Genomic DNA, 13340 nt, shown 5'->3' with positions numbered 1-13340 from the left:
TTAAGCCGTTACCGCAAGGGCGATCGCGAAGAGATGCGGTCCCCTGGCCGTGAAGATCCAGCCCTGTTGCCGGGCCAGCGCTTCCAGTTCCGCGGGCGCGATGGGGTCGTCGGCCTCGATGGTGATGGTCTTGGCCGAGCGCATGGCGCGGGCGGCGCGCAGCGCGGGCCAGGGACATTTCATGCCCCTGGCGTCGATATGCACGCCTTCACTTGCTGGCATAGGGGTTTTTGGCGCTGCGCAGCGTCAGGCGCACCGGCACCGCGCCGAAGCCCAGCTCTTTCCGGATGCCGTTCACCAGATAGCGGCGATAGCTTTCCGGCAGCTCGTCCAGCCGCGTGCCGAACAGCACGAAGGTCGGCGGACGGGTCTTGTTCTGGGTGATGTAGCGCAGCTTGATCCGCTTGCCGCCGGGGGCGGGGGGTGGGTTGGCCTCCAGCGCGCGTTCGAACCAGCGGTTGAGGATGCCGGTCGAAACGCGCTGCGACCAAGCGGTGCGGGTTTCGAAGGCGACGCGGATGAGGTCGTCCAACCCCTTCCCGGTGGCGGCGGAGACGGTCATGATCGGCACGCCGCGTATCTGCGCGAGACCGTCCGACAGTGCCTGCTTGATGCCCTGATAGAGCGCCGAACCATGCTCGACCGTGTCCCATTTGTTGAGCGCGACGACGAGGGCGCGGCCTTCCTCGATCACCTTGTCCGCGATGCGCAGGTCCTGCGCCTCCAGCCCACGGGTGGAATCGAGCAGCAACACCACGACTTCGGCGAAGTTCACAGCGTTCAGGCCATCGGAAACGGCCAGCTTTTCCAGTTTGTCCTGCACCTTGGCGCGCTTGCGCATGCCTGCCGTGTCGATCAGGCGGACGGGGCGTTCGTTGCCGTCCGGGTCGGTCCATTGCCAGTCGACAGCGATGCTGTCGCGGGTGATGCCCGCTTCGGGGCCGGTCAGCAGGCGGTTTTCGCCCAGCAGCCGGTTGATGAGGGTCGACTTGCCCGCATTGGGGCGGCCGACGATGGCGAGCTTCAGCGGCGCGGATTCGAGATCGGCCTCTTCGGGTTCAGCCTCCTCTTCCTCCTCCTCGCGGTCGATATAGGGGAGCAGCGCCTGGAACAGATCGGCCAGTCCCTGGCCATGTTCGGCGGAGAAGGGGACAGGGTCGCCCAGGCCCAGGCTGAACGCCTCCATCACGCCGTCGTCGCCTGCCTTGCCCTCGGCCTTGTTGGCCATCAGCACGACGGGGGCGTCGCCCTCGCGCAGCCAGCGGGCGATTTCCTCGTCCAGCGGGGTGATGCCGGCCCGGGCATCCACGACGAACAGGGCGACATCGGCATTTTCCACGGCCGCCTGCGTCTGCATGCGCATCCGGCCGGGCAGGGTCTGCGGGTCTTCATCTTCGTAACCGGCAGTGTCGATGATGGTGAAATCGACCCCGAGCAGATTGGCCTGCCCCTCCCGCCGGTCGCGGGTCACGCCGGGCTGATCGTCGACCAGCGCCAGCTTCTTGCCGACCAGCCGGTTGAAGAGGGTGGACTTTCCCACATTGGGGCGCCCGACAATGGCAACGGTGGGCAGCATGAGAGGCCCGTATCCTTTAAAATAGTGGTGCTCCTGCGCAGGCGGGAGTCCAGTCCAGAAGGCGGAACTGGCCTCCCGCCTGCGCAGGAGCACGGTTACTTAGCATTATTGAAGGCGTCAGCGAAACGCCGTCAGCTTTCCGTCATCGGCGAGGATATACAGCGTGTTGTTCGCCACCACCGGCGAAAGCGACATGGACTTCTTCAGGTCGCGTTCCGCCTCGATCTTGCCGGTCGTCGGATCGACATAATTGAGGTCGCCATGGGTCGACACCAGGATCAGGCGCCCACCCGCCAGGAGCGGGCCGGTCCAGCGGATCGCCTTGTCCTTCTTCTTCACCTTTTCCCAGCGGCGAAGCTGGCTGATCCAGCGAATCTTGCCGGTGGCGCGGGCGACGCAGAGCAGTTTCGCGTCGCTGGTGACGGCGAACACCCATTCGCCCACGACCGAAGGGGTGGAAATGCCCGCAATGTTGATTTCCCACAGGCGCTGGCCGCTCACCAGTTCGTAACTGGCCATGCGGCCGCCCTGGCCAATGGCGAAGACCCGGCCGCGATCGATCACCGGATCGGCGTCGATGTCGGTGAGCGTGGCGACGGCGGTGGAAATGCTGGTGCGCGAGAGGGCGTCACCCCACAGCGTCCGGCCATTTTCATAGCGATAGGCGGTGAGTTCGCCCGAACTGTAGCCCGCGATCACTGTGCCCTGCGCCGCGGCCGGAGCCGCCACGCCGAAAATGCCCGTGACCTGCAACGTGCCGCTGTCGGTCCACTGCACTTCGCCATCGCTCTGATTGAGGGCGAAGATCTGATTGTCCTGGCCCATCACATAGACATGGCCGTTGGCCAGGGTCGGCGCGCCGCGCAGCGGGCCGCCGGGGCGCTTCTTCCACAGGACCGCGCCCGTATTGGCGTCCAGCGCGGCAACGTCGCCCACGCCGGTGCTGGCATAGAGCTTGCCGTCGATCACGCTGACGCCGCCGCCGAACAGGGCGCGGCCGCTGCCCTCGGCGGGCAGGGCGGTCTGCCACAGCTTCGCACCGCTATTGGCGTCGAACGCGATCACCCGCGCATCGGCGTCGATGACATAGAGCTTGCCGCCGACCACCACCGGGGCGGAGGCGAGGCGGGCCTGCGGCGTGCTGCCTGCGATGGAGGCGGTCCAGGCCTGCGAGGGTGACGCGCCCAGCGCCAGATTGCCCATCGTCTTGGCGGGGCTGCCGCCCGGCTGCGACCATTGGTCGTTGGCATAGGGTTCGGGCAGGGTCACGGGCACATCGGCCAGCGTCGGGTCGACCTCCACCCCCTGCTCATTGCTGAGGATCGAGGTGCGCTTGCCGACCACCGGGGTCTTGGGGCCACCCTTCTTGCCGCCGATCACGCCGCAGCCTGCAAGCAGGGCGATCATCATGGCAACAGTCACGGCGCGACCGGCGCCCGAAAATTTCGTCATGCTGTGCATCCCCATGCGCCCCATCATTCCTGTCCCGCCGCGTCCGGCGTCTCGACTGCATCCACACCCAATAAGCCCGCCATCTGTCGCGCGCGTGAACGGATCGACTGGGGCACGTTCTTGTCCTTTGCCATGGCGGCGAACAGCGGCCCGGCGAGGTCGGGCTTGCGCATCTTCATATAAGCGATGGCGACCAGTTCCCCGGCGCTGCCGAACCAGGGCGCACCCTCGACCGCCAGGGGTTTCAGCCGGTCGACGACCTGTTGCGGAGCGAGGCTTTCATATTCCAGCGTGGTCTGGCGGATCAGCGCCAGGTCGCGATAGGGCTGGTCGAGCGAACCGTCATCGGCCATCGCCTTATAGGCGGCGATCGCGGCCTTGCTGTCGCCCTTGCGCGCGGCGGTGCCGGCCTTCACCAGCAGGGCCGACGCGCGGAAACCGGGCTGGCTCGCCTGAGTGAGCGTGTCCAGTTCCTTCGCATCGGGCGTGCCGCCGCCGACCGCCGTGGCGATCACCTTGTCCATTTGCTCGGACACGGCCTGCGACTGCGTCTTGGTGTAATGCTGCCAATAAAGCCAGCCGGCGAAGACCGCGAGGCCTATGACGACCGAGGCAACGATCCAGCGGCCGAAGCGCTGCCAGAAGGTCAGCAACTGGTCCTGCCGGACGGCCTCGTCGACCTCGCGCATGAAGGCTTCGCTATTTTGCGGCGTCAGGGCCACTTGGGTCTCCAGAAATTCGTCAGAAAAGGCAGGCGGAAGGCGCGATCATTAGCGGCGCTCTTGGCTCACGCAAATCACTTTTTGGGCCGATAGACCTGATCTTCGGTCGGAAAGTTCCGGTTTCGGACATCCTCGGCATAGCGGGCGGCCGCTTGATCGATCGTTTCCGCGATATTTTCATAGCGCTTCACGAAACGGGGTACGCGTTCGAACATGCCCAGCATGTCCTCCGTCACCAGCACCTGGCCGTCGCAATGGGCCGATGCGCCGATGCCGATCACCGGCACGTCCACGCTGTCGGTGACGGTGACGGCGATGTCCTCCATCACCCCCTCCAGCACCATGGCGAAGGCGCCTGCCTGTGCGACGGCGCGGGCGTCCGAGATGATCTTGGCATGTTCCTCCTGACTCTTGCCGCGTGCGCCATAGCCGCCCAGCGCGTTCACCGCCTGCGGGGTGAGGCCGATATGCGCCATCACCGGAATGCCGCGCTGGCTGAGGAAGGATATGGTTTCGGCCATGGCGGCCCCGCCCTCCAGCTTGACGCCCGCGCAGCCGGTTTCGGCCATGATGCGGCTGGCGCTGGCAAAGGCCTGCTGGGGTGAGGCTTCATAGCTGCCGAAGGGCATGTCGACGAGGACGACGCTGTGATAGCTGCCGCGCACCACGGCGGCGCCATGGGCGATCATCATGTCGAGCGTGACGGCAAGGGTGGAGGGAAGGCCGTAAATCACCTGTCCCAGCGAATCGCCCACCAGCAGCATGTCGCAATGCGGGTCGAGCAACTGCGCCTGCCGCGCCGTATAGGCGGTCAGCATCACCAGCGGTTGTTCCGTCTTCCCCTCGAACTTGCGGCGCTGGATGGCGGGCACGGTCAGGCGCTTCATCGGCGCGGGGGTGGGATTGGCGCGGCTGGTCGACGTGTCGAGCGTGAAGGTCGTGGACATGGCACGCGCTCTACCGCAGCGGCGCGCCGGGCGCAAATCGGGCAGGTATCCAGTCGGTTCAGGGCGGCATCGAAAAATGCGGGGAGCGACAGGGCTGTGTCGCTCCCCGCAGGGGGTGAACCTCGTTAAAGGGTCAGAAGGAGAATTTGATCGTTCCGCCCCAGGTCTGCGGGTCGCCGGGCTGGCCGGCGATCAGGCCGGTGTTGCCAGGCGCGACCTGTAGGTTTTCGATGTAGTTCACGTCGAAGGCGTTGCGGACCCAGCCGAAGATGTCGAACCCTTCGCCACGGAAACCAGCCCGGAAATTGGTCAGCGCATAGCCCTTCACCTCGGTGTAGATCGACGGCGAGGCGTTGGAGTTCCAGTGCGACCGGTAATTGCCGTCCACGCCCAGATAGAGCTGGCCGTCCTTGTCCAGCAGCGTGACCGGAATGTTATATTCCGCGCCGTAGGAGAAGGCCCATTTCGACACGCCGGGCAGGCCCTGGCCCGAGATGTCGCAGGCCCGCGGGCTGAGCGACGCGGTGGGATGGCTGGGCGTGTTGCCGGCCTGGCCGGGTGCATCGGGCGTCTGGTTGCCGGTCACGAAGGTGCCGCCGGACAGTTCGGGCGGGCAGGGGGCATTGGTGAACTTCTTGTACTTGGCGTCGGTGTAGGCGCCGTTCGCATAGGCCGTGAAGCGGTCGCTGGCGACGATCTTGAAGTCGGCCTCGATACCCTGCGACCGGACCTTGTCCGCATTGGCAAGGTAGCCGCGCACCGTGCCGAACTGGCCGCCGTTCACCGTCGCCTGGAAATTCTTGATGTCCGTGCGGAAAGCGGTGAGGTTGAAGGTAGCGCGGCGGTCCCAGAACTGGGTCTTGAGGCCCACTTCGAAATGGTTGACCGATTCCGGCTTCACCGTGCCGGCGGCGTAATTCACCGTATTGTCCGAATTGAGCGGCAGGCCGTTCTGGTTGATGCCCAGCGTCTTGAAGCTCTTGGCATAGGTCGCATAGGCAAGGATGTCCTGAGCGATCTTGTAATTGACGTTGAAGTCGTAGGTGAAGTTCCAGGCGCTGTCCGATGGCGCGCTGACCTGCGGCTGGTAAACGCCGCATTGTGCCGCCAGCACCGAGCCGGCGGTTGGCGTCGGCGTGCAGGAAATGACCTGGCCCGCACCATTGGTCACGATACGCTGGTAGAAGCCCGACTTCTTGTCATAGTTGAGGCGAGCGCCCGGCTGGATGGTCAGCGCGTCGGTAACCTTCCAGCTCAACTGGCCAAACAGCGCCGCGCTCGTGCTTTTGAGCCATTGCGTGTTGCTGGCCGTCAGACCCTGAAGGATGCTGGGCGTGGTGGCCTGCGTGCCGGTCAGGCTCCAGCGGCTGGCGTCGGCGCCCTGTTGCTCTGTGCCCTGGGTGTCGATCCGCTGCTTGAAGCCGAACAGGCCGACCACGAAGTCGATCTTCTGGCTTTCATAATTATAGCGGAATTCCTGGCTATACTGGTCCTGCTGCGAGGGGTTCTGCGATTTCGACACGACCGAGAGGCCGGTGAAATCGCGGTCATTCTCCGGCTTCCAGTCCCAGAAGCGCCAGGCGGTGACGGAGGTCAGCGTGCCGGGGCCGACATCCCATTTGATCTTGGCCGAGACGCCGCCGATCTTGTTGCCTGCGTTCAGGTTGCTGTCGAGATCGGTCAGACGATCATAGGGATTGCGGCTGGGCACTGCGTAATTGCGGCCGGGATTGGCGGCGTTGATCGCGGCGACCAGCGCATCATATTGACGCGTGATCGGGCGCTGCGTCGTGCCCACCCGCACGAACACCGTGCCGCAGCATTCCGGGTCCTGCTTGCTGTAGTCGCCCGACAAGGTGAGGCTGAAATTGTCGGAGGGCTTGAACAGCAACTGGCCGCGGAGACCCAGATTGTCCTGTTCGTTGATCCAGCGGTTGGTGACCGTGTTGTACAGCGTGCCCCGGCGGCTGGTCGCGGCGACGGCGATGCGGGCGGCGATCGTATCCGACAGCGGACCGGAGACGGCGGCCTTTGCCTGCCTGTAATTGAGGTTGCCGACGGTCAGTTCGGCGCGGCCCTCGAAATCGAAGGTCGGCTGGTTGGTCGTGATGTTGATCGCGCCGGCCGTGGTGTTCTTGCCGTAAAGCGTGCCCTGCGGGCCGCGCAGCACCTCGACCTGGGCGACGTCCAGGAAGTCGAAGGTCGCGGCGGCGACGCGGCTGTTGTAAACGTCGTCGACATAGATGCCGACGCCCTGCTCGAAGCCGTCGCTGGTCAGGCCGAACGGCACGCCAAGGCCGCGGATGTTGACCGAGGTGTTGCGCGGATTGGTGGTGTAGACCTGCAACGTCGGCGCGAGCTGCTGGAGCTTCACCACGTTGAAGTTGCCTGTGGCCTCTATGCTGTCGCCGCGGATGACGGAGATCGCCAGCGGCACTTCCTGCGCGGTTTCCGCGCGGCGGCGGGCGGTGACGATGATCACTTCCCCGCGGGCAGTGGCCTGTTCGGCGCTGTCCGCAACGGGTTGAGCCGTGTCCTGCGCATGGGCGTTGGACGCAATGATGGATGCGCTCGCCACCCCGGCGAGCCACAGAAAACGCGCAATCATGATAATTCCCCTTCCGGATGTCCGGTGAATGTTGATCGCGGCCTCTGCGGTGATCCGCTCAAAGCCGTTGGTCGTGGGAATGGTAAAGTGCGGCCCACCCCTTGCCGCCTGTTATCCGGCCAGCCCTGAGGCGGCCTTTATTCAGCAACCCTGTTTGCCCCCGCGCTTCCTTCAGGCGGTCAGGCGTGTTTTTTCCGTCACGTCGATCTGCACGACGCGCGCGTCGTGCACGGTCAGTGTGACAGATCCGAAACGAAGCGCTTCCAATACGTTGCGCACCTTGTCGATCGTAACGGCGATATCATGGCGCTGCCCATCGCTGCGACCGTTCCGGGCAAATTCAATCGATCGGTTTTCACTCATAAACACCTCTTCGCCGCTTTTATCTCAACTATTATGATAGACAAAAAAGCAAATATAAGGGGCGCTCAAGTTTCTCTTGTCGCGCCCCGAAAAACTCAGCCGTTGACCCTCAGCGCCGCTAGTCGCCGCTCCTGATGGGCCAGAGGTATGGCGGGCCGTAATTGCCGCATGGCAGAGGCCTGCTCATGCGCGTTGTCGATCAGCTTTTCGAGCAGCGCCTGGCCGAAACGCCATTCGCCCAGGCCCGATTCCGCGTTGATATGGCCGCAAAAGCCGGCGTCGACGAAGCTGCTGCCCCAATTCTTGCCGATGCTGTGGGCGCGCTCGAAGAAGATATAGGGATCGTTGCGACTCGCCACCACGATTGAGGGGAAGGGCAGTTGCGCGCGCGGCGTCGGGCCGAATCCGCCGATCGTCTCGGGCGTTTCCATCCGGTCGCAATCGGGCGGCGCCACCAGCAGCGCGCCGGTCACCGGCCAGCCATAGGCCTGGCTCTGCAAGGCGCCCCACCAGGCGACCGCCAGGCAGCCCAGGCTGTGCGCGGCCAATATGATCGGTCCATCCGCCGCCCGAATCGCCGCATCCAGCCGCGTGACCCAGCTGTTGCGGTTGGGGCTGGCCCAGCTTCCCAGATCGACGCGTTCGCAATCGCCGCGCGTCTCTTCCCAAAGGGTTTGCCAATGGCCGGGGCCACTGTTGTTGAGGCCCGGAATGGTCAGCACGACCGGCTGGCGCGCGTCACCTGAATGTCCGAATCGCTCCATGGACTCATCCTCATCCTGTTTGAGGCACAGAGATAATTCTATTTATTAAGTAGACAATGGGCAAGCGACAAAATGTGTCTGAATTTAGGCAGCCCGATTCATCTGGCGTTCATGTTAAAAACATCGTCTGCCAAACGCAAAGGATGTCGTTCGGCAACAGCATGCAGGCAGGCCGCAAGGGCGCACGGGCCCTGTCCGGCGGCCAGAAACCAAGTCCTTGAAAATCCTTACCAGGGATAGACCAGCCCATAATATTGGAAGACGCTGCGGCCGTAGGTTTCGTCATAATCGGGACGCTCGTCCGGCTCGTGCCGGGGGGCGTCGTCCAGGACTTCCTTGGCCAGATCGACCACATAGCCGCCCTGGTCGATGTCATAGCTCAGCATCGACCAGGGCAGGGGATAATGGTCATGTCCCATCCCCAGGAAACCGCCGAACGACAGCACGGCATAGCGGACCTGCCCGCTCCGCTTGTCGACCATGAAATTGGAAATATGGCCCAGCCGTTCGCCCGCGCGATTATAGACCGCCGTGCCTTCGACCCGGTCGGATGCGATCAGGTCGCCATGATTTTCCATCGCCATACCCGTCATTGTCACTCTCCTGCGCAATTTCGCCTTATGCTGGTGAAACCAAGGGGGACCGGCGGGGTTCCTCCGGGAACATAGGAGGACGGATATGAAGATCAATCGCAGCGGGTCGGCCGTTTGGAGCGGGGGCCTGAAGGACGGCAAGGGCGCGATCTCGACTCAGAGCGGCGCGCTCGACGCCCATCCCTATGGCTTTGCGATGCGATTCGAAGGGGTGCCCGGCAGCAATCCCGAAGAACTGATCGCGGCCGCCCATGCCTCCTGCTTCACCATGGCGCTGTCGCTGATTTTGGGCGAGGCGGGGCTGACGGCGGAAAAGATGGAGACCAATGCTGTCGTGACGCTGGAGCAGCAGGATGGCGGCTTTGCCATCACGGCGAGCAGGCTGAACCTCAAGGCGACGATTCCCGGCGCGGAAGAGGCGCAGTTTCAGGAGTTGGCGGCCAAGGCGAAGGCCAATTGCCCGGTATCCAAGCTGTTGAATGCCGAAATCAGCCTGGATGCCGAATTATTGAATTGAAGTCAGGCGCCTGGCGCGGATCTGTTCGCGCCAGGTGATATAAAGACCGCTGGCCACGATAAGCGCGGCACCGATCCAGGTCGTCACCATCGGCCAACTGCCCCAGATCGCCCAACCGAGCAGCGTCGTCCAGATGATGGAACTATAATCCATCATCAGCACGACCGACACGGGGGCCCAGCGCAGGGCGGCGGTCATGCATATCTGCGCAATGCCACCGGCGACTCCGATGAGTATCAGCAGTCCCCAGGTCGCGGCATCATGGGCCTGCCCATAGAATAGCATGGCGACGCCCAACGGCGGCAAGGACAACAGCGTGAACCAGAAGACGATCGTCCCGGAATTTTCCGTCCGGGACAGTTGGCGCAGGATCAGGCTGACGCTGGCGGTGAAGAGCGCGCCGGCAAGGGCCACGGCAACGCCGGCGGCGGGGAAATGCCCCGCATCCGGCCGGACCATGATGATCACGCCGACAAAGCCGAGCAGAACGGCGCTCCAGCGGTGGATGCCCGTCGCTTCGTGCAGGATCAGGGCGGACAATATGGTGGCGAAGATCGGCATGGTGAAGCCGATGGTCACGGCTTCCGCCGGCAGCAGCAGGATATAGGAGAGAAAGTTGAGGATCATGCCGGTCAGGCCGACGATCATGCGTGTGGCATGGGCGCCGACGCGGCTGGTGCGGAACGATCCGACGCCTGTGGTCATGGCGATCCAGAGGGCGGCCACGGGCAGCGCCAGCGCCTGGCGATAGAAGAGCGATTCGACGATATGCACGCCGCGCGCATCGGCCAGCCTGACCGCGATGAACATGACCGACAGGCAGATCACAGCGATCAGCCGCAGGCCGATGGCCGTGAGCGGGCGATGCGGGCGTGCGGAAGGCGAAGCGGGTGACACCGCATCGCCTTAGCCCGGCGGAAGCATGATGCAACCGCTTAGAGCGGTTTTCGATCTGATGGCATCAGATCGCCGCTCCAAGCCTTTTGTTTGCCGCGATTTCTTGACTGGCGATCGGTTCCGATCGCTTCGAAACCGCCATTCGCGCCGCCTTACTTCACCGGTTTGCGAAAGCGCAGCGTCATCCGGTCGCTCTCGCCGATGGCGAGATATTTCGCCTTGTCGACTTCGCCATTGCGCAGGGTCGGGGGCAGCGTCCACACGCCCTTTTCCCAGTCGGCCGTATCCTTCGGGTTGGCGTTGACCTCCGATGATCCGACATATTCGAACCCTGCGGCCTCCGCGATGCGGCGGACCGTCGACACTTTGAGATAGCCGCTGGTCTTCTCCAGCGCCGTGTCGCGCCCCTCGGGCAGGCGGTGATCGACGATGCCCAGCGTCCCGCCGGGCTTCAACAGGTCGTAAAAGACCTTGAAGGTGGCCGTTTCCGTGCCGCCCATCACCATATTGTGGATATTGCGGAAGGTCAGCAGCGTGTCGACGCTGCCCGCCGGGATCAGGCCGGTCTGGTCGGGGAAGGGGACCAGCATGACCTTGCCGTAGACCTCCGGCTTGGCGGCGAGAAAAGCCTTGTAGCTATCCAGGGAACGTCCGGTCGGCTGGAGCGCGTAGAAACTGCCTTTGTCATGCAGCAGCGGGGCGAGGATTTCCGTGTACCAGCCGCCGCTCGGCGAATATTCCACCACCGTCTGGTCCGGCCTGACGCCGAAGAAGGCGAGGGTTTCGGCGGGGTGGCGATAGCGGTCGCGCGCCAGATTGGCCGGGGTGCGGCTGGTGGCCGCGACGGCCGCCGCGATGGGATCGGCCGTCCGATGCGCGCCATGCCCCGCATGTTGCGCGACGAGCGGTGCAAGGGGCAGGGTAAGGCCGGTCAGCAGGGCGGCGGCATGGACGACACGGTTCATCGGGGATCCTCTCCTGATCGTGAGGTTTCCCGATGTGCCGTTCGCGCATCCGCGATGCAAGCCGCACGGCGGTGAAATTCGCCGCCGGAAACAGATTGTTACGGTCGGCCTGTCATGGCCCGGCCGTTACAGCCCGGTTATTACAGGCAGGCTTCCAGGAAGGGCTGATCGAAGCCGAACTGCCGCGCCTTGTCCAGCGTGTAGGGGCGCAGGCCCATCGAGCGATATTCGCCGATGATCTTCCCGCTGTCGTCCTCGTCATGATATTCGAACTTGAACAGTTCCTGGGTGACGATGACGTCGCCTTCCATGCCGATCACCTCGGTCACGTTGGTGACTCTGCGAGAGCCGTCGCGCAGGCGCTTCACCTGCACGATCAGGTCGACCGAATCGGCGATCTGCTTGGAAATCGCTTCCTTCGGGATCTTGATGTCGCCCATCAGGATCATGTTCTCCATACGGCCCAGGCATTCGCGCGGGCTGTTGGAGTGGAGCGTGCACATGGAACCGTCATGGCCCGTATTCATCGCGGCGAGCAGGTCGAAACACTCCGCGCCGCGGATTTCGCCCAGGATGATGCGGTCGGGACGCATGCGCAGGGCGTTCTTGACGAGATCGCCGATGGTGATCGCGCCCTGACCCTCCAGGTTCGGCGGGCGGGTTTCGAGCGGCAGCCAGTGCGGCTGTTGCAGGCGCAGTTCGGCCGCGTCCTCGATCGTCAGCACGCGCTCGCCCGGATCGATCATCTTCGACAGGGCATTGAGCATGGTAGTCTTGCCCGAACCCGTACCGCCCGAAATCACGATGTTCATCCGGCAGGCGCCCGCGATCTTGAGTGCGGTGCACATTTTCTGGCTCATCGCGCCCCATTGGGCGAGATTGTCCAGCGTGATCGGCTTGGCGGAAAATTTACGGATGGAGATGGCGGTGCCGCGCAGCGACAGCGGCGGCACGATCACGTTCACACGAGAGCCGTCGGGCAGGCGGGCGTCGGCCAGCGGCGTGGTCTGGTCGACGCGGCGGCCGACCTTGTTCACGATGCGCTGGGCGATCTGGAACAGATGCTCCTCGTCGCGGAACTTGATCGGCGCGATCTGGAGCTTGCCCTTCTTTTCGATATAGGTCTGCTCCGGACCGTTGACCATGATGTCGGTGACGTCCGGGTCGGACAGCAATTCCTCCAGTGGGCCAAGGCCGAGCAGTTCATCGACCAGCACCTTTTCCAGCGCGAACTGCTCGCGCCGGTTGAGGGTCAGCTTCAGTTCCGCCAGCACCTCCATGATGATCGGGCGGAATTCCTCGGCCAGTTCATCCTTGGTCAGCGTCGCTGCGGCTTCGGGATCGACGCGCTCCAGCAGGCGGGGGAGGACCTGCTCCTTGATCGTGTGGACCGATGCTTCAAAACCCTGCGGGCCGGTGTCGGTCGCATGTTCGGCATTGGCGCGCTCCGACAGGCGCTGCATGGCATCGGCGTTGCGCTGCATCTGGCCGGTTGGAGCGGAAAGCGGATCGACGGGAGCCTCGCTGGGCAGGGCCGTCATGTCCAGGGGGGGGAATTGTTCGCCTCCCTTGACCTCTTCCCGGGGCGCGCCGCCCTGCATGGGGCGGGCAATGCCGAAGCCCGGCTTGATGCCCGCGGGTCCATTTTTTCGTCCAAACGCGCTCATAATTCTCCGCCGAAATGATCTGGATCAGCTCTGATGGTTAAAGGTGAATAGGGTGGAAACTTTGATAAATGGCTAATGCGGCAGGGATGGCGGGGTGACGAAGCGCGGGGCGGCGCGCGCTCAGCCGGATGCGTCGCCGGCCGACGCGCATACTGCCGGATAGTGGCCGCTATACAGAGCAGCTTGACAAAAAAGGCCGCGCTCCTTGGTGGAGCGCGGCCTTTTGGTTCGGTTTGCGGTCAGGCCGTGCGTTGCGCTAGGCCGTAGTG

13 protein-coding genes are annotated in these 13340 nt (G+C 64.0%); 1 reads left to right on the top strand and 12 read right to left on the bottom strand.

Annotated features, from left to right (window positions below; genetic code table 11):
* From YP76_RS25265 to YP76_RS25225, 9 genes are all read right to left on the bottom strand, one after another.
* The gene (locus YP76_RS25265; protein WP_046766137.1) at nt 1-222 is read right to left on the bottom strand and encodes a sulfurtransferase TusA family protein; all 222 of its coding nucleotides are present in this window, start codon (nt 220-222) and stop codon (nt 1-3) included.
* Nucleotides 209-1576 carry a ribosome biogenesis GTPase Der gene (gene der / locus YP76_RS25260; protein ID WP_046766136.1) on the bottom strand — a complete coding sequence of 456 codons (1368 nt, stop codon included), beginning with the start codon at nt 1574-1576 and terminating at the stop codon, nt 209-211. The genes YP76_RS25265 and der overlap by 14 nt, the downstream gene beginning before the upstream one ends.
* Before the next feature lie 117 nt (nt 1577-1693).
* Nucleotides 1694-3037, bottom strand: coding sequence for an outer membrane protein assembly factor BamB family protein (locus tag YP76_RS25255; protein WP_408640463.1), 1344 nt, complete (start codon nt 3035-3037; stop codon nt 1694-1696).
* A 14-nt stretch (nt 3038-3051) separates the two neighbouring features.
* Nucleotides 3052-3750, bottom strand: a complete 699-nt coding sequence (locus YP76_RS25250; RefSeq protein WP_046766134.1) for a tetratricopeptide repeat protein — start codon at nt 3748-3750, stop codon at nt 3052-3054.
* 74 nt (nt 3751-3824) lie between these two features.
* On the bottom strand, nt 3825-4697 hold the full coding sequence (gene panB / locus YP76_RS25245; RefSeq protein ID WP_046766133.1) for a 3-methyl-2-oxobutanoate hydroxymethyltransferase: 873 nt from the start codon (nt 4695-4697) through the stop codon (nt 3825-3827).
* Nucleotides 4698-4830: 133 nt separating this feature from the next.
* Nucleotides 4831-7305 carry a TonB-dependent receptor gene (locus YP76_RS25240; protein WP_046766132.1) on the bottom strand — a complete coding sequence of 825 codons (2475 nt, stop codon included), beginning with the start codon at nt 7303-7305 and terminating at the stop codon, nt 4831-4833.
* A 171-nt stretch (nt 7306-7476) separates the two neighbouring features.
* The gene (locus tag YP76_RS25235) at nt 7477-7668 is read right to left on the bottom strand and encodes a YezD family protein (RefSeq protein WP_046766131.1); all 192 of its coding nucleotides are present in this window, start codon (nt 7666-7668) and stop codon (nt 7477-7479) included.
* Between the two features lie 95 nt (nt 7669-7763).
* Entirely contained in the window at nt 7764-8432 is a 669-nt protein-coding gene (locus YP76_RS25230; RefSeq protein WP_046766130.1) for an RBBP9/YdeN family alpha/beta hydrolase, read from the bottom strand.
* A 227-nt stretch (nt 8433-8659) separates the two neighbouring features.
* Complete coding sequence (locus tag YP76_RS25225; protein WP_046766129.1) at nt 8660-9025, bottom strand: PRC-barrel domain-containing protein; 366 nt, start codon at nt 9023-9025, stop codon at nt 8660-8662.
* An 85-nt stretch (nt 9026-9110) separates the two neighbouring features.
* Here YP76_RS25225 and YP76_RS25220 point away from each other — a divergent pair, with 85 nt between their 5' ends.
* The gene (locus tag YP76_RS25220) at nt 9111-9542 is read left to right on the top strand and encodes an OsmC family protein (RefSeq protein WP_046766128.1); all 432 of its coding nucleotides are present in this window, start codon (nt 9111-9113) and stop codon (nt 9540-9542) included.
* Here YP76_RS25220 and YP76_RS25215 read toward each other — a convergent pair.
* From YP76_RS25215 to YP76_RS25205, 3 genes are all read right to left on the bottom strand, one after another.
* A complete protein-coding gene (locus YP76_RS25215) occupies nt 9531-10439 on the bottom strand; it encodes a DMT family transporter (protein WP_046766127.1) in 909 nt (302 codons plus the stop codon). The genes YP76_RS25220 and YP76_RS25215 overlap by 12 nt on opposite strands.
* Nucleotides 10440-10591: 152 nt before the next feature.
* Nucleotides 10592-11404: a class I SAM-dependent methyltransferase gene (locus tag YP76_RS25210; protein ID WP_046766126.1), complete on the bottom strand. Its 813-nt coding sequence runs from the start codon at nt 11402-11404 to the stop codon at nt 10592-10594.
* Nucleotides 11405-11544: 140 nt separating this feature from the next.
* Nucleotides 11545-13071, bottom strand: coding sequence for a CpaF family protein (locus YP76_RS25205; protein WP_046766125.1), 1527 nt, complete (start codon nt 13069-13071; stop codon nt 11545-11547).
* Nucleotides 13072-13340 lie beyond the last annotated feature (269 nt).

Source organism: Sphingobium chungbukense (assembly GCF_001005725.1).
GTDB classification, from domain to species: Bacteria; Pseudomonadota; Alphaproteobacteria; order Sphingomonadales; family Sphingomonadaceae; genus Sphingobium; species Sphingobium chungbukense.
Note: the sequence above shows the minus strand (reverse complement) of the source record. Positions and strands in the feature narration are given on the sequence as shown.